The following is a 20,533-nucleotide window of genomic DNA, read 5'->3' as shown; positions in this document are numbered from 1 at the left end:
TAGGGAGTTTTACGTATGAATGAAATAAAATGTGAATGCGGACACCTTAACCCAGAGGGTACCATACTTTGTGAAGCCTGCGGAAAGCCGACTGAAAATGATCAGGGTAAGGAAAAACTACTGGACATGCGATATGAAGGTAGTGCAAGACGTTCGCAAACCTATAACAAAACGATCATTGATAAAGTGTGGAATTTCTTTTCTTCCGTAAAGGTAGGTATATGGATTATCTTCCTTATTCTAGTAGCTTCATCATTTGGAACAATTTTTCCGCAACAAGATTATATCAATCAGGCGATTCCTCCAGAAATATATTATGAGCAGGAATACGGGTTTGCCGGAAAGCTATATTATACGTTAGGTTTTCACGATCTTTATGGATCCTGGTGGTATATGCTTTTAATTGCAGCCCTTGGTATTTCCTTGATTGTTGCGAGTTTGGACCGATTTATCCCCTTACATAAATCGCTTAAAACTCAAAAGGTAACGAGGCACGAAAGCTTCATGAAGCGCCAAAGAGTCTATGGTACGACGGTCGTGAACGGAGATCCTGGTGAGGAAATTGAAAAAGCGAAGCAAGGATTACTCAAACGTAAATTTAACGTCAGGGAAGAAGACGGAAATATTCTTGCTGAGAAAAATCGTTTCTCCAGATGGGGCCCCTATGTGAATCATATCGGTATCATCATATTTTTAATTGGGGCTATGCTTAGGTTCTTTCCAGGTATGTACGTAGACGAAGTAGTATGGGTCCGCGAAGGGGAGACAGAATTGATCCCAGGGACAGGCGGTCAATACTATTTGAAAAATGAAGGATTTATCTTTGAAACATATAATAGTGAATCATCAGATGAAATATTCAACTCTGCCATATCTAGAGCAGGGGAAGGTGCGATTGCGAGTAATTTCCAAACAAACGCGGTTCTTTATGAGCGTAAAGGGGAATACATAGTTGGCGCCGAACCTGAACTTGAAAAAGTTAAAGAGCATGCTGTTCAAGTGAATCAACCTTTAAAGCATGATAACTATGCTCTCTATCAAGTAGACTATAAATTGAATGAATTTAAGAACATGTCCTTTAATCTCGAAAACAAGAATTCTGGTGAGACTTTTGGTTCTATAAAAGTGGACTTATTAAATCCTCAGGAAAAATATGACCTTGGTGAAGGTGTCTCTGTGGAACTTGTAAATTACTTTCCTGATTTCACTTTAGATGGTGGAGAGCCGGCAACTAAAACACGAGTGCCTAATAATCCTGCGTTCGTTTTCAGGATGATCACACCAGAAACTCCTGAGGGTGAAATAGCACTAGTAGCAATAAAACAAAACATAGAACCGAATGGGACAAACCAGAACAAGATGACATTTGCCGGTGTGGAAACCCGCAATGTTTCTGGATTGACTGTGCGAAAAGACCTGACATTATGGATACTTGGAGCAGGTGGAGCCATCTTTATGATTGGTGTGATCCAAGGTATGTATTGGAACCATCGTCGAGTTTGGATCAGAAGAAATGACAATGAGGTTCTGATAGCGGGTCATACAAACAAAAACTGGTTTGGTCTGAAAAATGAAATTAATAAAGCGTTAGAAAATACAAGTATCTCCGTTCCTGTCGATCAAGTGGAAGCAGAAAAAGAACAGGAACAAGAGAGAGAAAAGAAAGAGGAGGCTTAATAATGGCTCAGCTAAGTGGTAATTTGCTTTACACAGCATTTATTCTCTACCTGATTGGGACAGCCTTCTTCGGTGGGGCCATCCGTGGCAAACAAGGAAATAAAGCCGCGAAAATAGGTATTGTCATAACTATCATAGGTTTCTTAGCCCAACTTGGTTATTTTATCACCCGTTGGATCGCAGGGGGGCACGCGCCTGTAAGTAATCTTTTTGAATTTACAACTTTCTTTGGAATGATGATGGTGTTAGCTTTTATTGTCATCTATTTCATATATAAAACTAGTACCTTGGGTGTTTTTACACTTCCTATAGCACTGCTGTTGATTGCATATGCAGCAATGTTCCCAAGCGATATCTCGCCGCTTATACCTGCTTTGCAAAGCCATTGGCTTGCCATTCACGTATCAACGGTAGCACTGGGAATCGCCATCCTTTCCGTCAGTTTTGCCGCGGGTTTAATTTATTTGGTGAAAGTGGTAGATTATAGTAAAAAAGGTCAAAAACCTTTTTGGGTGGAATTTACCCTTTATGTTTTAATTTCTTTCTTAGGCTTCATATTCATCTCCATCGGCTTTGGAGCAGTGGATTACGAATCTCAATTTTCTTACATCAATAAAGATGGAGCACAAGAAGAAGTAACATATACCTTATACCCAATAGTTGGACCTAATGAAGGGGAACTGTTAACGGAAGGCAGAATGGACGCACTTGTTAATCTTTCTCCATGGATCAATACGGTGAAACTAAACACTGTTATATGGTCGCTTCTAGGCGGAGCCATCTTATACCTTTTATTAAGAGTCATCATCAGAAAACCAATCGGTAAAGCCTTGAAACCTGCTGTTGCAAAGGTTAACCTGGATATGGTAGATGAGATAGGTTATCGAGCAGTAACAATAGGTTTCCCTGTATTCACACTTGGTGGGCTTATCTTTGCCGCAATATGGGCACAAATAGCCTGGTCAAGATTTTGGGCGTGGGATCCAAAAGAAGTATGGGCGTTTATTACGTGGTTATTCTATGCGGCATATCTACATCTCCGTCTTTCTAAAGGATGGGAAGGAGAAAAATCCGCTTGGCTGACGCTTGTCGGTTTTGCTATCATCCTGTTCAACTTGATCGGTGTAAACCTGATTATTGCAGGGCTACATTCTTATGCAATGTAATACTAATAATTGGCCTTCACAATATTGTGAGGGCTTTTCTTACAGATCATTTAAGGGGGTTTAAAGAATGGAAAAAGAAGTGAGAATTCTTGTAGTGGACGATGAGGACCGCATTAGAAGGTTGCTGAAGATGTACCTTGAGAGGGAAAATTACGTGATCGAAGAGGCGGACAATGGAAACACAGCTCTGGAGCTGGCACTTGAAAAGGAATACGATGTAATCCTACTTGATGTAATGATGCCAGGTATGGACGGAATGGAAGTGTGTAAAGAGATAAGGGAGAAAAAAGCTACTCCGATCATTATGCTCACAGCAAAGGGCGAAGAGACGAACAGAGTGCAAGGGTTTGAAATGGGAACAGACGACTATATTGTAAAACCGTTCAGTCCACGAGAAGTAGTACTCAGAGTGAAAGCGTTATTACGTCGTTCTTCTAGTACCACATTCCTGACAACAGAAACGACAACAAAAGATGTGATCGTCTTCCCTCATTTGACAATCGATAATGATGCACACAGGGTTACCTCTGAAGGGAAAGAAATAAATCTGACTCCTAAAGAATATGAACTACTTTACTTCCTTGCAAAATCACCTGATAAAGTTTTTGACCGGGAACAACTATTGAAAGAAGTATGGCAATACGAATTCTTTGGAGACTTACGTACAGTCGACACGCATGTAAAACGCCTTCGCGAGAAGCTGAATAAAGTGTCTGAACCAGCCTCCAAAATGATTGTGACAGTTTGGGGCGTAGGCTATAAATTCGAGGTTGGCAATGAATCATGATTTGGAGAAGTGTTGTTGGTAAGCTTTGGCTTACCGTGTTACTCTTAGTTTCATTTGTATTATTCGTTTTAACTATTCTTTTACTAGAATTCTTTGAGAATTATCATGTTCAGGAGGCCGAAAAAGATTTAACACAGGCAGCCAGTAAGATCTCATTGATCCTAGAACAGCATGAAGACATGGAGCAATCGAAATCAATAGCTTGGGAGCTAGTGGATGAAGTGTCCCGCGTGGTTATATTCACTGATAAGGGCGAGTACTCCCATTCCCCAACCTCCCAAATCGACCACCTGCCTGCTGAATTTTTCCTTAATGACCCGGACCTTTCCCTGGTATTTGAAGATCAGCCAATTGTGACGAAAAAAACTTATTTGCCTGACTTTCAAATAACAGATGAAATGCAAGGTGAAGTGATGATCGTCGGAATCCCTTTGCATATCAATGAAGATAAAGATGGTGCAGTTTTTGTTTACCAATCGCTGCTTGCAATTAAAGAAACAACCAAACAGACAACTAAACTTATCCTTCTTGCTGCCGGTTTTGCTATCTTTTTGACGACCATTTTCGCATTCTTTTTATCTACAAGAATTACCGCACCGCTTCGTAATATGCGTGAAGCTGCTTTTGAAGTGGCAAGAGGGAAGTTTGATACGAAGGTTCCTATTTTAACTTCAGATGAAATCGGAGAACTTGGGATGGCTTTCAATCAAATGGGAAGACAACTCAAATTTAATATTAATGCCCTGAATCAAGAGAAGGAACATTTGGCGAATATTCTCAGCAGTATGGCAGATGGAGTTATCACCCTGAACCGAGATGGAACCATTCTTGTAACGAATCCACCGGCAGAGAAGTTTTTGCAAGCCTGGTTCTATCAAGAAGGTAATGCAAGCGGGGAAGACCTTCCATGTGAGGTAATGGAAATGTTCCAACGGGCCATTTCAGTGGAAAAAGAACAAAGCATCGAGCTCACCTACCAGGGTCGTACGTGGGTGATTGTCATGAGTCCTCTTTATACTCAAACACACATCCGTGGCGCAGTGGCAGTAATCCGGGATATGACCGAAGAAAGAAGATTGGACAAACTCCGAAAAGATTTCATCGCCAATGTGTCTCATGAATTGCGGACACCGATTTCCATGCTACAAGGATACAGCGAAGCAATTGTGGATGATATTGCCGGTACGGAAGAAGAGAAAAAAGAACTGGCTTCCGTCATTTATGACGAATCCCTGAGGATGGGCCGTCTTGTAAATGATTTGCTTGATCTGGCAAGAATGGAAGCAGGTCATATTTCATTAAATTATGAAGAGGCCAATATTGTAGCGTTTGTCGAAAAAATAACACGGAAGTTTCAAGGGCTTGCAAAGGAGAAATCTATCGTATTGCAGGCACAGGTAGAAGGGGATGGCATCATTAAAATGGATGTGGATCGTATGGAACAGGTCATGACTAACCTCGTGGACAACGCCATTCGCCACACCTCAGATGATGGTGCAATCAACATTCATGCAAAATTCATGAACAACGGCGTGAAAATAGACGTCAAAGATTCAGGACACGGTATACCGGAAGAAGACCTGCCATTCGTATTTGAACGCTTCTATAAAGCAGATAAGGCGCGTACAAGGGGCCGTGCAGGAACTGGATTGGGATTGGCTATTGTAAAAAATATTATTGACGCCCATAAAGGAACTATTTCAGTCCATTCAAAAGAGAACGAGGGAACGACATTTTCCATGTATATTCCGCAAAAACACGCTTAAAATGGAGACGTGTAGCGAAAAATCTTGTTTTCTATGAAACATTATCTTGTCAAGTACCAATATATCTTGTAATATGAAAAATAGTTAACTGAATAGCGTAAAGAAATAGTTGGTGTCACAATAGTGACTTAATAGGGAATTTGGTGAGATGCCAAAACTGTCCCCGCAACTGTAAATGTGGACGAAATGAGAGGACCACTGTATGATTGGGCTTAAGAAATTAGGTCCCCATATGGGAAGGCTCAAAGTAGGGAGAAGCATAAGTCAGTAGACCTGCCAATTATTACACCAGTTTCAATACTTCGGGGGTTGAGTAGGAGAGATGGCAGAATTCTGTTTTTATTTGTACATGTATCCTGATCATGCCGTTATCACCTCATCCTGAAATTGGATGAGGTTTTTTATTTTTACTCAAGCCGAATTGATTGAAACACACTGGGGTAAAGTTGGGAGGAGAAAAATACACGGTTCTTCATGCTTTACAAATCTAATACATAAGGGGAAATACACATGAAAAAACTATTATTCACACTACTTTTAACATTAATTCTTGCACTTACAGGTTGCGCAAGTGGTGGTAGTGACTCCAATCAACCTTCAAACAATGAAACAACTACTGAGAGCCAAGAACAAAAAGAAGAGCAGCTGTCTGCTTCCATAAAGCTGACTAAAGAAGGCGAAGAAGTCATCAGTGAAGATACCATTGAGTTTGAAGAAGGTGAGTCTTTGATGGAGGTTATGGACCGCAATTTTGACCTTACAACTGGATTTGGCGGGGATTTCATCGTTGGAATCGACGGCCTAGGTTCTGAAGAAGAAGCAGATTTCTACTGGAACATCTCGGTCAATGGTGAAAGTTTAATGGTAGGAGCAAATGACTATACGCTAGAGGAGAACGACGAAGTTCATTTTGATTATCAAAAGGTGGAATAACTATGACAACCAGAAAAATAGCTCTGCTTGGAGTACTCATAGCCCTTTGTGTAGTAGGGAGAATTGTTTTCGCCTCCGTACCTAACGTCCAGCCAGTGACAGCAATTATTATTATATGTGCTTTCTGGATGGGTCCAGTTTCAGGTGTGATTCTCGCAGTAGGTACGACCTTTGCAACGAATCTGGTCCTTGGAACAGGCATGTGGACATTCACACAAATACTTGCATGGTCTATTATAGGATTGCTGAGTGGGGCAATCGGAATCTGGTTCAAAAGAATTCCTGTATTCATTCTTTCCATTTATGCTGGACTTTGCGGTCTGTTTTTTGGATTTGTATTTTCAATTCAGAACATGATTGTCGGCGGCTTTCCATTCCTTCCTTATTATCTAGCAGGACTTCCGTTTGATATTAATCACGCAGTAGGAAATGTCGTATTCTTCATCATTTTATATCCGATCCTTTCCAAACTCTTAAACGAAAAAGCACCCTTCCTAATAAAAAGGAAAGAGAGTTTACCTGAATACCAAATGAGCAGTTCGTACAAGAAATAAAACGAAAGCGTCAATTCAATTGGGTTGGCGCTTTTACTATTTATATTATAGAAGCGAAGTCATTTGCGGAAAGTAACAGCGGTATCATTGGATAACTAAAAATAATAGGTCGAAATATGTATAAACCTTCCTGGAAAAGCCTACAAAAATCCCTACAATCCTTAATGGACATCCCTTATACTTATATTACACACAAAAAATAAAAGAAATAATTACCAAATACCTCTAGTCAAATTGTAACTTTTTTAATATATTTGTAATGTAACTTTCTTACTATAATTTGCGACTAATGAAATGAACGGAGGGAAACTATGAATACCGTTTTTCAAGAGCTCTATGAAAAATATCACCAGGATGTTTATCAATTTTTATATTACATGGTGAACAACAAGGAGCAAGCGGAAGACCTCGTTCAAGAAGTTTATATAAAAGTTTTGCGTTCCTATGACCGTTTTGAAGGGAAGAGCAGTGAAAAGACCTGGCTGTTTTCTATTGCCAAGCACGTTGCCATTGATTCCTTTCGCAAACAAAAAGGATGGAAAAACAAACTACTTGAAACTTTTGACTGGAATAAACAACAAGTCAGAGATCATGCTCCTCTTCCTGAAGAGATAGCCGTACAAAATGAACAAGTTCAACAAATGTACCTGTGCTTGGATAAATGTAAAGTCGATCACAGACTGGTCCTTGTCCTTCGGTACATACAAGCCCTAACTATCCAAGAAACAGCCCAAATTCTTGGCTGGACGGAAAGTAAGGTGAAAACAACTCAACATAGAGCCTTAAAGGTCTTGAAGGCATATATGGAAGAACTTCAAGAGAAAGGAGGAAACAGCAATGCGTCATAATGATGAAGACCAATTGGAAAAGCTTTTGAGGCAAATGCCTAAAATTAAAGATGATCGTGACCCTAAACAAATATATAAAGAAATACAACCTAAACTGTCCAATTCACCACGTCGATCGAAAATAGTCCCAGCATTCGCATTGGTTGCTGCTCTAGTCCTTTTTGTCCTGGTTACACCTATGTTCGTAAACAACATGCAATTCGACATGAGCTTAAGTGGCTCTGACGCGAACAGCAGTTCAGAAGAAAGTATGGACATTGCAACGATGAATGCCGATGAAAACTCAGATGATTCTGCCGCAGACACCAGCAGGGAAGCCTTAAAGGAAGAGAAAGAATCTTCATTACAGGTGGAGGGGGAAGAGGAATCAAGTGACTTTGCTGCAGCCGAGATCAGTACAGCAGAAGGGAAGAGTTTTGTCACACCTTCCTATAATGTAGCATCAGAGTATGCTGTTACCATTGGGGTGTCCTTGATGGAGGCGGATAACTTTGACCATGGTGGATCTACAACTCCTTTGACAGTAATAGTGCCCCGTGGTGAAAATGACACATATGTGGATGCGCTCAATAAGGTCCGAGGAAACATTGCTTATGATGAACTTGGGGCTGTACCGCCGTTAATTAATGACAATGTAAAAGTCTCAGAAGGAGATATAGGATTGGCTAGTCCAATGCCTATCCTAGATGTAACTGATATGGCTAAAGGCTTATCAACCTATCAAGATATTCTTTTCACTAGAGAACTAAGCGATACTTTCAGTACTAATTATACTTATATTCTGTTTAGTGAAAACGGATCAACAAAAGGCGTAGAAATCGGCAATAATGTATATGATGGCCCGATAGAGTTACAGACTAAAAACAAGAGGGCTTATTTCAAATATCACTCAGGTAGCCTGCCTTTACTTGTACCAGGCCATGAACGATATACTTCAATAGGTGATGCTCTCACGGCGATGACAAGTGCACCAGAGCAAGCTGATACCAGTAAGCTAGAGCCATCCATTCCAGCTACGGTAAAAGTGGAAAAATTGGCGCTAGAAAATGATAATGAAGTGGTTCGCATTAAGCTGGCAGATAGCAGCGTTCTTGAAAATAACGATGAAACCATCTTTGCCCTTGAGGCGATGATGATGGTGGCAAAAGAATTCGGATTACGGGGTGTGATTTTTGAATCCTCTCAAAATGGAACGATCGGTACTATCACACTCAATGAAGAAGTAAGCGTGCCTTATTCCCCGAATCCAATTCCATATAGCGAGTAAGTTTAAAAAGCGTGCAAATGAGCACGCTTTTTTACTTTTTATGGGTTCTCTCCGCCCGAAACCTCCACCATACATTTATACATATTTCTATATAGAAAAGTAGACACTACCTCCATACGTAAAGCAAGGCCATTTCTCCCATCTAAAGAGGGTACATATGTTAAGTATTATTGTCGGTCTAGTGCTTTTAATGTTACTAGCATACCTTGGCTGGTCCATTAGCGTTATTAAGCGGTCTGGACCTGTTGCCAGCTTATACTCAAACCTATATAACTGGTTTTGTCGATTTTGCCAAACAATGGTTTCCTGTTTTCTTGCTTGGAGCCATCTTTGGAAAACTGATGGAGACACTAGGGCAGCTCAATCCGTTGCATTTAAAATCACGAAGTTGATAGGGAAAAAGAGAGCCATTCTAGGTGTACTAATAGCTGCAGCAGTACTGACATATGGCGGGGTGAGCTTATTTGTGGTGGTTTTGCCATCTATCCGCTCGCCATTGCTCTGTTAAGGGAAGCGGATATTTCTAGAAAATTGCTGCCTGGAACATTTGCGCTTGGAGCCTTCACCTTTACCATGACTGCCTTACCCGGCACACCACAAATTCAAAACTTGATTCCTATTCCGTACTTTAAAACCACTCCTCTTTCAGCACCTATCATGGGGATTGTAACAGGCTTAATAATGGCTATTGGTGGATACTTCTACTTGAAATGGAGAGAAGGAAGACTTACAAAAGCTGGAGAGACATTTGATGAGCCAAATGGCGGAAAAGAAGTAAAGCAAATCAAGGAAGAAGAATTGCCTAATTGGATTTTGTCTTTTCTTCCTTTAGTGATTGTAGTGATCACACTCAATGGCTTTAAGTGGGACATCATTCCATCACTCATTGTGGGAACATTAGCAATCATGCTTTTTAATATAAAAAAGTTCAAATCCTTTATTAGAGCGATTAATGGTGGAGCATCGGATTCTGTAATGGCCATTATTAATACGAGTGCTGCAGTAGGTTTCGGTGCAGTCGTAACAGCAGCTCCGGGGTTTGAAACGTTGACGGACATCCTTCTTGGTATAAAAGGTAATCCACTTATTTCAAAAGCACTGTCCGTTCAATTAATGGCAATGATTACAGGGTCTGCTTCAGGTGGGAGGGGAATTGCCCTGGAAGTATCGGGCGATCAATACTATCAATTGGCTCAATCTACCGGTATGAATCCAGATGCCTTTCACAGAATAGCAGCCCTTGTCCTAGTACATCCCTTCTAAAAGAAGAGGAAAAGGGAGCTGATTAGGCTCCTTTATTCTTTGTGAAGATTTTGAAAATAAGTCCCATCTCTCTTTAGATTAATAGTATAATTAGCAAAAAAGAAGAGAGGGGACATTTTTATGCTGACAGATTATCATAATCATCTTGAGAGAGGGACATTAACTTTAGATTATCTGAAACAATTTACGAAAGTAGCTCAACAAAAAGGGATAGAAGAGTTTGGCATATCAGAACATGCTTATCATTTCTATCAAACAAAAGATATTCTCAGCAACCCTTGGGTGGAAGAACGAAGATTTTATGATATGGCTACATATTATCAACTTTTTCAGCAGGCGTGGAATGAAGGTATCCATGTAAAAATGTCCATTGAAATGGATTATACACCTGGTAAACATGCTGAGATGAAAAAGTTTATCGATGCTTATCCTTTTGACTATGTGATCGGTTCCATACATTGGGTAGAGGACTTTGGAATTGACTTGGCAGAGTTTCGTAAAGAATGGGATCGCCGTGATACCAATGAGGTATATACGAAATATTTTGACCAGGTCGTCACCCTTGCACAGTCAGATATGTTCGATATTATCGGACATTTAGATCTAGTAAAGATTTTCAATTATGTGCCAAAGGACGAAGAGTTTCTATTAGAGCAATATGAGCGAGCAGCTTCCGCGCTTGCCAACTCAAAAACTTGTGTGGAAATCAGTACTGCGGGACTGAGAAAACCGGTGGGAGAACTATATCCGGATAAACGATTGCTGAAGATGTGTCATGACAAAGGGGTGCCGATTATGCTCTCTTCGGATGCTCATGTGCCTGAACATGTAGGTGCCGATTATGACCAAGCTGTTCAGCTTGCTAAGGAAGTTGGATATAAAACAATTATGACCTTTAATAGAGGAGAACGCAGAGAAGTAGAATTAGGTTAATCTTGTCCACTAAATAAATATTATGGCAGTCAAAATCCCCTTACAAAAGTAAAGGGGGATACGGTTTGTAGACAAAAGGGGTTCGGAATGTTCACAATTCGAACCCCTTTTTATATTTAGTTGGATTTAATCGATTTGAGATGAATGGATAGACCTCTTGAATACTATTTATAGGACATCGCTCGGCCTCTCCATGTCAAGGGTTGGCCATCTTCTTTAGATTTAATGCAGCGAAAGTAAGTATCTAAGCCCCCTTAGGGTTGTCCGACAAATGCTATGCTTTTATTTGGCATCGGCGAATACTAATGTTCTAAAAATTCATATTATTCCCCCTAATGTTAACAACGTGATTCTCTCCTATATATTAGTCCCAAAACAGCATGCACTGATTCAGTTAAAAAGTATAGTATTTTGACATTTTCTAATACTACCTTTAAGGGAGGTAGTGTAATGCCTAACATAGAAACATGCCTTGAAGAAAATATCAGAAATATCAAAAAAACTTTTCACCATACATCCGATCTTATAGTACGTAATTTAAAGGTGGGTTACAAAGGTTCTGCCGAAATGACTGTTGTCTATCTGGACGGAATCATTGATTTAGATCTAATTCAGGAACACGTGGTCAAACCTTTATTGGAACCCTTTAAGAATGTAGATATGAAGGAATTACTCATAGAGCAGATAATGGGAAGATTCATTGAATCGGCAGAAGTGAAGACCACTGCTCAGTATAAAGAGCTGACCGATGCCATTGTACAGGGGAGTGCTGTTTTACTGATAAACAAGCATCAACAAGGAATCATCATCCCATCTCCTAAGTGGGCGGAAAGGAGCATCGAAGCAACACTAGGAGAACGTACCGCAAGAGGTCCCCAAATTGGATTAACTGAAAAAATGAAAACAAATATCAATCTGATAAGAAGTTCGTTAAAAACTCCCGATTTTTGTGTAGATACAATAGAGTTGGGCTCGATTTCCCCAACATCAGTTTCTATCTTATACATAGAAGGAATTGTCGATAAAGGAATATTAAAAAAAGTTAAAAAAAGAATAAATAGTCTTAGGATAAAGTATGTCCTCAGTGAAAGAGTAGTGGAGGATATATTAGAGGGAAATCCAAGGTCTATTTTTCCACGAGTAAGACATTCAGAAAGAATTGACGGAGTGGTATCTTCCTTATTTGAAGGAAGAGTAGCTGTTATTGTGGATGGCTACCCTTTCGCCATCATAGCTCCTGCTTTATTTGTCGAATTTCTTCAGGCACCTGATGAATATCATATTCCATTGGGCAGGCTTACTAGCCGTGCAATGAGATTGTTCGCATTTTTTATGGGAGTATATCTGCCTGCTGTTTATATAGCGATAGCCAATTTTCACAAAGATGATCTGCCAAAAAAGATTTCAGAAGCAATCATTTCTAAGGATGAGATGTTGCCGACCTTTTGGGAAATTATCATTCTAATATTTTTGATAAGAATACTAGTTGATGTTTCGTTCCGTCTTCCGCAAACGGCAGTAATTTTGGTTTCTTTAATCGGAACAATAGTAATTGGCGAAACAGCGGTTACGGCCAAATTAATTCACCCAGTCAGTCTAATCGTCATTGGGATAACAACTCTTTCAAGTTTCTTAGGGGCAAACAGAGGCCTCGTAGTAGTTGATAACACTTTAAGAATAATTTTTTTGCTTACTGCTAATTTTTTTGGATTTATCGGGTTAATTATTGCTACAACTCTGCAAATAATTTATATGGTGAGCCTAAAATCAGTAGGTGTTCCCTACCTTTCACCATTAATTCCATTTAAAATGCATGAATTGAAGGATACATTATATAGAGAAGATTTACAGAAACTTACCAACAGCAAACATACCTATTCCGAAGATAATAGTTAACATGGTGATAATAGAGGTAGACTACAAGAACGAGCACTTATTAGTGCTCGTTTCAGTTTGTAGATAAAAAGGGGTTCGGATTGTTCACATTCCGAACTCCTTTTTATCATTATTCATTTTAAAATACACGTGGTTATCGTTCTACAATAAATTTGGAAATCAACGGTTTTTATTATACAGCTACACAAAAAAACTGTAGACAACCTCGAATTACCACGAGGTTGTCTAAAGTCTGATTCCCCTTACAAAAATAAAGGGATTTTTTTGCTTGGGAACAGTTTCATCCACCATATTGCTATAACTCTAAAGTAATCGCAGAAGAGATATCAGGTATGAGAAGGATTTCATCTACAAGCACCTTTTCAATCGGCTGGTCAAAAGAAAGCATCATGATGGCTTTTCCACCTTGAAGCATACGGCCAACGTGCATAGTAGCGATATTGGTTTCGTGTTTACCGAATATGTTCCCAAGTTGTCCGATTACCCCAGGACGGTCTGTATGCTGCACATAAAGCAAATGTCCGCTAGGTGCAAAGTCGATATCAAATCCGTTCATATGAACAATTCTCGCGCCAAAACCTTCAATGAATGTCGCTCTGACGACTAAGTTTACATCTTTTCCTTGTGCCTCTACTTGAATGATATTGGAGTATCCATAACTATCCGTTTGATGCTTTTCCCCATAGCTGATGCCTCGTTCTTTGGCAATGGTAGCAGCATTGACTTCATTGACAGTCGTATCGACGCGATTTCTTAAAAATCCTGCAATGATACTTTTAGTAAGTATGGATGTTTCCCACTCTGTAATGACGCCGGCATAAGTAGCAGTAATTTCTTCAATAGGTGTTTTTGCAGATTGAGAGAGAATAGAACCTAGAGTTTTTCCAAGTTGATAGAACGGTTGAATCTTTTTATAAATTTCTTTTGGGATAGTAGGCAAATTGATGCTTGTATTGACAGACTGCCCATTCAAATAAGCCAAAACATCTTTTGAAACTTGGTAAGCCACATTGTATTGTGCTTCTTTCGTGGATGCCCCAAGATGTGGTGTGACGATTACATGTTCATGCTGTACAAGATCATGATTGGTTGGAGGTTCCACTTCAAATACATCCAGAGCAGCACCGGCAACATGCCCTGTGTTTAAATGGTGAAGCAGTGCTTCTTCATCAATTATCCCACCTCGGGCACAGTTAACAAGATATACCCCTTTTTTTAATTGAGGGATATTTTCGTTATTAAACAGACCTTTTGTTTCTTTTGTAAGTGGGGTATGTACGGTGATAATATCTGCTTGCTTCATCACTTCATCTAAAGATAAGGAGGTCACACTTAATTTTTCAGCGCGCGTATCTGTTAGAAACGGATCATATACAACTACTTTCATTTGAAAAGCTTTTGCACGTTTGGCAATCTCACCACCGATTCGGCCGAAGCCGACAATTCCAAGTGTTTTGCCGAAAAGCTCTGTCCCAATAAACTTTTTTCTGCTCCATTGGGAACCCTTCACATTCATATTAGCTTGAGGGATATGGCGGACCAATGAAGAAATCATGGCAAATGTATGCTCTGCAGTGGAAATGGTATTTCCGTCAGGTGCATTTATGACCACAACGCCCCTTTTAGTAGCAGCAGAAATATCAATATTGTCCACTCCGACGCCGGCTCTTGCGACTACTTGGAGCTTCGGCAGGGAAGAAAGAAGGGCATCGTCTACCTGCGTGGCACTTCGAACAAGCAATGCATCAATATCTTCTGGATTGTAGTTATCGCCTTCTCGGTCTTTCCGATATACTTTTACGTTATCCGCTTCTAAGAGCGGGGTAAGTCCTTCTGAACTAATAGAATCTGCAACAAGCACATGAAACATAAATGCAATCCCTCCAAAAAATATTATAAAATTTCTGATAACTTATCATCTATCAAGTAGCCCTGTCAATAACTTTACGACAGGTCGAACCTATGTAAGCGCTTATTGTTCCAAAATCCCTATAGAAATGAATAAAAGTTCATTTCTCTTCCCTTTTTACTATTTTTTGAGTATAATAAATTCGTAACTAAATAATATGATCTATCTTCGGGGCAGGGTGAAATTCCCGATCGGCGGTGATGAGAGAAATACTCTAAGCCCGCGAGCCTGATGTTGGGGCAGGATTTGGTGCGATTCCAAAGCCGACAGTATAGTCTGGATGGGAGAAGATGGAGGTTCAAAGGTTTCGAAACGAAAATTCCTTGTTTCGATGCTTATTTTCTGATGCCTTCGTACTCCCGTTTGTTAATATGACAAGCGGTTATTTGCGTGGTTTGGCATTGAAAAATATACAAACATCTTTGAATTCTCTCTTTTCGTACGAGGTGGATCTCCATTTGAAAAGGAGAGAAAAAGTATGAATCAATCAAGACGCGTTAAAAAAATGGTAACAGTAGGGATGTTAAGTGGTATTTCCTATCTGCTTATGTGGCTAAGTTTTCCACTGCCTTTGTTGCCGCCGTTCTTATCTGTGGACTTCAGTGATGTGCCGGCGTTGCTTGCTGCCATCATCTTTGGACCAGTGGCGGGTATCACTGTGGAAGCAATTAAAAATATCCTGCATTATATTGTCCAAGGAAGTATGACAGGAGTTCCTGTTGGACAGTTGGCCAATTTTACAGCAGGCGTATTGTTTATCTTGCCAACTTATTTCATCTTCAATAAAATCCGTACAACAAAAGGATTAGGGTTAGGTTTGGTAGCAGGTACATTATCCATGGCACTAATCATGAGTGTGCTCAATTACTATATCTTCTTGCCGGCTTTCACGTATTTCCTTAATGTCCCATCTGGGTCTTCCGCTCAGATGATAGAAGGGATTGTGAAGGGAATCCTTCCATTTAATATAATTAAAGGGTTGATTGTCACTTTCTTATTTTTGTTGTTATACAAGAAGCTGGCAATTTGGCTCGATCGTCAGTTAGAAATGAAAAATGTATAAATAAAAGCAATAAAAAAAAAGCCCCGAATCCTTAAGGATTCGGGGCTTTTTTTTATTTACTATTCAAATTTTAATGCATCGCCATCAAATGGCTCATCAGCAATTTTAATTGAATCAGTTGGACAGCCTTCAAATGCGTCCATCATATCATCTTCAAGAACATCAGGAATCTCTACAATTCCTTGGTTGTCATCAAGTGTTACGAACGCAATACCTTCATCATCGTAATCGTAGATGTCTGGAGCAGCAGCACCGCACGCTCCACAAGCGATACAAGTATCTTTGTCAACAATCGTGTATTTTGCCATGAAAATAAACCTCCCAAATAGTAACTAGTCAATTAAGTGATTTCCAATATTTAGTTGGAAGCCAATTCCTTATATTATATATTGTAAAACTGTTTTCCCAACTTTTCAATAGAAAACTCACTGAGAATGCTTATCACACAAGGGTTTTGAAACATATTGTTAGATTACCCGACGAAAAGATGTGATAAACATGTCATCCTTTACAAAATTTTGATAAAATGACTGTAGGGGAAGAAAGGTGTAGAAATTTGATGAAATCATTCGAATATTTGTGTTTGAAATGCATATATGCTTTCAAAGGAGAACGAAGTATTTCTGCCATATACCATTTATTTAGAGGGAAGAAATCTTCTCAAACGATACAAGATGCCAATATCTTCTTACTCGTGAATGTATATGGACTTTTTCCCGATTTAAACAGGAACTATCTTCAACAAACCATACATTCCTTAAAGGCGGATCAACTTATACGCGAGATACATAATGAACATTGGGAAGTTACAGACAAAGGGACAAGGCAGTTGTCAGAAAGAGAACATATCTATCCATTAGCCCCATATTTAAATGGATATGCCTACAAAGATAAAAGTTTGACTTTTTGGAAAAGATATTCCCTTCTTGTTCAAACTTTATCTAACCTAGTGGGCAAAGAAAGTTCATTCATTCCTATCCAGTATGATGATGACATACAAAGGTGGGTCAAAAATCATCTACTAAGTCAAAAGGGTGTTTCGAAAGAGCGATTGTTAAATGATTTATATGACGAAACGTACAAACTGCTGAATCAAGTACCGGCTAATCAGGCTACTGTTTTTGCGCTCAAATTATCAGGTTATCATCATGCCGGTAATACAGAGGAGCAAATAGCGAGAATCATGAAACAAGATTCTGTATGGATACATGTAGAGTTCCACTCCCTACTGCACTATATCATTCAAACCTTAGAAAAAAAAGAAACTGCTTCAACGTACAAAAGCTTTTATTTAATATGTTGTGATTTGCTCGATCGGCCCCTTCTAACTGATACGACACAGAAAAGTTTAAAACTTTTACATCGAGGGCTTAGCATATCGGAAATTGCGAATGTTCGCAGGTTGAAGAAAAGCACCATTGAAGATCACGTGGTGGAGATTGCCATGCAGATGAAGGATTTCCCCATCACCCCATATGTGGAAGCAGAGAAAATAAAAGCAATTGAAGCGGTTATACATGATAGGCAAACTCACCAACTGCGAAAAATCAAGGAACAGTTAAACAGTGAGGCAATCAGCTATTTTCAGATAAGGTTAGTGCTGACAAGGATGGTGAATGCGAATGAATCTAGACAACCTGCTGAAAGTTAAAACCGGTTTTTCATCCTTCAGACCGGGACAAAAAGAAATTATTCAAGACGTCCTTTCTAAAAAGGATGTCATAGCATTACTTCCTACAGGAGGAGGTAAATCTCTATGTTATCAACTTCCAGGTTATGCTCTTGATGGCTCGGTAGTCATTGTTTCTCCCCTTTTATCCTTAATGGAGGACCAGGTACAACAATTAAGGTCAAGCGGAGAAAAAAGTGTTGTCGCCTTAAACTCGTTTTTAACGTTCTCAGAAAAAGAAAAGCTATTGACCGTTGATTTAAATTCGTTTAAATATATTTTTATTTCACCAGAAATGCTTCAAGTAGATAAATGGGTCATGAAACTTCAATCCATACAAATCGATTTGTTTGTAGTAGATGAGGCACATTGTGTTTCCCAATGGGGACATGATTTCCGCACCGACTACTTGAAATTGGGAGCGGTGAAGCAATTGCTTGGAGAGCCGCCTACTTTGGCACTGACAGCGACCGCTACAAAAGCTGTCATCCAAGATATTCAATTATATTTATGCTTGTCAGCGCCTTTATTTCATATCAATTCTTTGGACAGGCCTAATATAGCAATGAAAGTGGAGGAGGTCACCAATAATCAGGAAAAAAAGGAACGGTTATTGGATTTGGCGACAGCCTTAAAGCCTCCTGGTATCATCTACTTTTCAAGCAGAACAAAAACAGAAGAGCTGTATGAATATTTGTCCGAAAACGGAATAATTAAAGTCGCTTATTATCATGCTGGTTTATCACAAGAACAGCGCATATTAATTCAACAACAGTTCTTGATGGATCAGATAGATATCATCTGCTGTACCAGTGCTTTCGGTATGGGAATCAATAAAAGTAATGTGCGGTACGTTATTCATTACCACCAACCAACTCAGATTGAATCATATGTCCAGGAAATTGGCCGTGCAGGTAGAGGTGGAAACCAGAGTATTGCTATCCTGCTTAAGAGTAAGGAAGACGCGAAGTTGCCGGAATTTATGATTGAAAATGAATTACCTGATCCGGCTTGGGCATCTTTTATTATTCGCAATTTGGTGAACCATTATGGTGAGATAGAATATCTGTCAAAGAAACAAATGAGAGATTGGATGGAGCAACAACCGGAAAATGAGTCGCATTTGAGATATCTTTTATTTCAACTAAACGAGTATATGGAAAGTCACGGTAAACTTACTTCGAGTTCCCTTGAACAGTGCACGGAAGCTATTCAAAGAAAGATCGACAGTCGCACTTCCATGAAACGTTCAAAGCTTGAGGAGTTAAACCATTGGACAACCACAGCGAATTGCAGGAGAAAAGAATTGCTTCTTTATTTCGATGAGGAACTGCTAACAACAGTGGAACATTGCTGTGATAACTGTGGGGTAAATATTGACCGCTATACTAGGAAGATCCATGTCACTTCCAATACTACAGAGGAACTTGTAACCTGGGAAAAGGTTTTGAAAAATATATTTTGGCAGGAAGATGAGAATTGAAAAACAGACAATCAGAAATGATCAAGCATATGAGCCCAAAAGAACTTTTGTATCATCTCTATCTTTCTCAGTTTGCTTTTTTCGCTATCGGACTTGTACTAGCCTACTTTTTATTTGACAGCTTCCCAACTTTTATAGATATATTTGCATGGCAGCCTGTAGACATATTTGTCATAGGAACAATAATCGCATTTTGTGTAGTAGGGGCTGACCTATTATTAATAAAAATGGTACCTGGAAACCTTTTAGATGATGGCGGCATTAACGAGAAAATGTTTCAAACTAGGACTTTGCCGCACATTATTTTATTAGCTTTCATCATATCCACTGCAGAGGAATTCCTATTTCGCGGAGTTATCCAAACTCATTTTGGAATTTGGATAGCCAGTATTTTGTTTGCAGTACTTCATATCAGATACTTACATAAGTGGGTATTGTTTTTATCGGTTGTAATGATCAGTTTTATTTTAGGTTACACCTATGAGGTTACAGGTAGTTTGTGGGTTACTATTTGGGCCCATTTTCTAATCGACGCGCTGCTCGCTTACAAAATCAGAAAAGATTATTTAAAAAATAAAGTTAAGTTGAACACGGGAGTGGTGAAAGATGGAGAATAAAAGAAGTTTGGATCAAGCAGACGGTTTGCGAGAAGAAGTACAAAAAGAGTCGGAGAAACTGCCATCAAGAAGTGAACTTCACGCACAAAAGCGAAGCAAAAAAACAAAATGGAAAGTGAATTTCCCATTCGTACGATTGGTAGGCGTATTATTCTTATTAATTCCTATCAGTATTATGGCCCTCCATTTTAACAATCAGGAAACAAATTTCTTAGACAAAATGTTTACGCCGGCAGTTAAAAATGTAGAGCAGATCTCTATTCCAAGTAATGTTTCTGCAAGTACAGTAGAAAAAGCTGATAAAGAAGACAAGGAAACACCAGTTGCTGCAGAACAGACATCTACTGAAGATAAAGAAGCAAAAAACGTTGCGGATCAGGATAGTAAAACAGATGGTTCAGGGAAAACTGCAGAAAACGAAGAAGTAAGTCAAGAAAGTTCTTCAGGGCAAAATAGCGCATCTCCTGTAACCGAATCAGAACCTGAAGAAGAGAATGTAACGGAAGTGGAAGAGGAATCATCCAATGTGACATATGTAGAACATATAGTTCAAGAAAGCGAAACTCTTTACCGCATATCCATGAAATATTTTAGCAGCAGGGATGGAGAAAGAATCATCAGCGACCACAATAACCTTGTGAACGACCAAGTGGATGTCGGCCAAAAGCTACTCATACCTATAAATAGATAATGTTAAAACAT

General features: G+C 39.4%; 17 protein-coding genes, 1 pseudogene and 2 riboswitches. Of the genes and pseudogenes, 16 read left to right on the top strand and 2 right to left on the bottom strand.

Features of this window, described 5'->3' with window-relative positions:
• Window positions 1-15 precede the first annotated feature (15 nt).
• The 11 genes and pseudogenes from LG307_RS13090 (at window position 16) to LG307_RS13040 (ending at window position 13,090) form a co-directional block, all read left to right on the top strand.
• A complete protein-coding gene (locus tag LG307_RS13090; RefSeq protein WP_404442606.1) occupies window positions 16-1,677 on the top strand; it encodes a cytochrome c biogenesis protein ResB in 1,662 nt (553 codons plus the stop codon).
• A 2-nt stretch (window positions 1,678-1,679) separates the two neighbouring features.
• Window positions 1,680-2,843 (top strand): c-type cytochrome biogenesis protein CcsB, encoded by a 1,164-nt coding sequence (ccsB, locus tag LG307_RS13085; RefSeq protein ID WP_404442603.1) that lies wholly within the window; start codon window positions 1,680-1,682, stop codon window positions 2,841-2,843.
• Window positions 2,844-2,910: 67 nt separating this feature from the next.
• Window positions 2,911-3,630, top strand: a complete 720-nt coding sequence (locus tag LG307_RS13080) for a response regulator transcription factor (protein ID WP_060667004.1) — start codon at window positions 2,911-2,913, stop codon at window positions 3,628-3,630.
• Window positions 3,627-5,396, top strand: a complete 1,770-nt coding sequence (locus tag LG307_RS13075) for an ATP-binding protein (protein WP_404442600.1) — start codon at window positions 3,627-3,629, stop codon at window positions 5,394-5,396. Before LG307_RS13080 ends, LG307_RS13075 begins: the two co-directional genes overlap by 4 nt.
• A gap of 93 nt (window positions 5,397-5,489) precedes the next feature.
• Window positions 5,490-5,692: riboswitch (cobalamin riboswitch) on the top strand.
• A gap of 214 nt (window positions 5,693-5,906) precedes the next feature.
• A complete protein-coding gene (locus LG307_RS13070; RefSeq protein ID WP_404442597.1) occupies window positions 5,907-6,329 on the top strand; it encodes a DUF4430 domain-containing protein in 423 nt (140 codons plus the stop codon).
• A 2-nt stretch (window positions 6,330-6,331) separates the two neighbouring features.
• Window positions 6,332-6,883, top strand: a complete 552-nt coding sequence (locus LG307_RS13065; protein WP_404442594.1) for an ECF transporter S component — start codon at window positions 6,332-6,334, stop codon at window positions 6,881-6,883.
• A gap of 311 nt (window positions 6,884-7,194) precedes the next feature.
• Window positions 7,195-7,731 carry an RNA polymerase sigma factor SigX gene (sigX, locus tag LG307_RS13060; protein ID WP_404442591.1) on the top strand — a complete coding sequence of 179 codons (537 nt, stop codon included), beginning with the start codon at window positions 7,195-7,197 and terminating at the stop codon, window positions 7,729-7,731.
• Entirely contained in the window at window positions 7,721-8,998 is a 1,278-nt protein-coding gene (locus LG307_RS13055) for a hypothetical protein (protein WP_404442588.1), read from the top strand. The genes sigX and LG307_RS13055 overlap by 11 nt, the downstream gene beginning before the upstream one ends.
• Before the next feature lie 157 nt (window positions 8,999-9,155).
• A pseudogene (locus LG307_RS13050) lies at window positions 9,156-10,240 on the top strand (GntP family permease); the annotation flags it as partial.
• Between the two features lie 141 nt (window positions 10,241-10,381).
• Window positions 10,382-11,194, top strand: a complete 813-nt coding sequence (locus LG307_RS13045) for a histidinol-phosphatase (protein WP_404442585.1) — start codon at window positions 10,382-10,384, stop codon at window positions 11,192-11,194.
• 450 nt (window positions 11,195-11,644) lie between these two features.
• Window positions 11,645-13,090, top strand: coding sequence for a spore germination protein (locus LG307_RS13040; protein WP_404442583.1), 1,446 nt, complete (start codon window positions 11,645-11,647; stop codon window positions 13,088-13,090).
• A 295-nt stretch (window positions 13,091-13,385) separates the two neighbouring features.
• Here LG307_RS13040 and serA read toward each other — a convergent pair whose 3' ends face one another.
• Window positions 13,386-14,960: a phosphoglycerate dehydrogenase gene (gene serA, locus LG307_RS13035; RefSeq protein WP_404442581.1), complete on the bottom strand. Its 1,575-nt coding sequence runs from the start codon at window positions 14,958-14,960 to the stop codon at window positions 13,386-13,388.
• A gap of 199 nt (window positions 14,961-15,159) precedes the next feature.
• A riboswitch (FMN riboswitch) is annotated at window positions 15,160-15,295 on the top strand.
• Window positions 15,296-15,477: 182 nt separating this feature from the next.
• Between serA and LG307_RS13030 the strand changes: the two genes are divergently transcribed.
• A complete protein-coding gene (locus LG307_RS13030) occupies window positions 15,478-16,062 on the top strand; it encodes an ECF transporter S component (protein ID WP_404442579.1) in 585 nt (194 codons plus the stop codon).
• A 59-nt stretch (window positions 16,063-16,121) separates the two neighbouring features.
• On the opposite strand, the gene LG307_RS13025 is transcribed toward LG307_RS13030, so the two are convergent.
• Window positions 16,122-16,370, bottom strand: a complete 249-nt coding sequence (locus tag LG307_RS13025) for a ferredoxin (protein WP_063560637.1) — start codon at window positions 16,368-16,370, stop codon at window positions 16,122-16,124.
• A gap of 251 nt (window positions 16,371-16,621) precedes the next feature.
• Between LG307_RS13025 and LG307_RS13020 the strand changes: the two genes are divergently transcribed.
• Genes LG307_RS13020 through LG307_RS13005 form a run of 4 tightly spaced genes read left to right on the top strand, consistent with a single transcriptional unit; the run spans window position 16,622 to window position 20,522 of the window.
• Window positions 16,622-17,713, top strand: coding sequence for a helix-turn-helix domain-containing protein (locus LG307_RS13020; RefSeq protein ID WP_404442577.1), 1,092 nt, complete (start codon window positions 16,622-16,624; stop codon window positions 17,711-17,713).
• Window positions 17,685-19,214, top strand: a complete 1,530-nt coding sequence (locus LG307_RS13015; protein WP_404442574.1) for a RecQ family ATP-dependent DNA helicase — start codon at window positions 17,685-17,687, stop codon at window positions 19,212-19,214. The genes LG307_RS13020 and LG307_RS13015 overlap by 29 nt, the downstream gene beginning before the upstream one ends.
• On the top strand, window positions 19,211-19,831 hold the full coding sequence (locus LG307_RS13010; protein ID WP_404442572.1) for a lysostaphin resistance A-like protein: 621 nt from the start codon (window positions 19,211-19,213) through the stop codon (window positions 19,829-19,831). The genes LG307_RS13015 and LG307_RS13010 overlap by 4 nt, the downstream gene beginning before the upstream one ends.
• Entirely contained in the window at window positions 19,821-20,522 is a 702-nt protein-coding gene (locus LG307_RS13005) for a LysM peptidoglycan-binding domain-containing protein (protein ID WP_404442570.1), read from the top strand. Before LG307_RS13010 ends, LG307_RS13005 begins: the two co-directional genes overlap by 11 nt.
• The last annotated feature ends 11 nt before the right edge of the window (window positions 20,523-20,533 follow it).

The organism is Sutcliffiella horikoshii, assembly GCF_044809035.1.
Lineage (GTDB): Bacteria > Bacillota > Bacilli > Bacillales > Bacillaceae_I > Sutcliffiella_A > Sutcliffiella_A horikoshii_G.
Note: the sequence above shows the minus strand (reverse complement) of the source record. Positions and strands in the feature narration are given on the sequence as shown.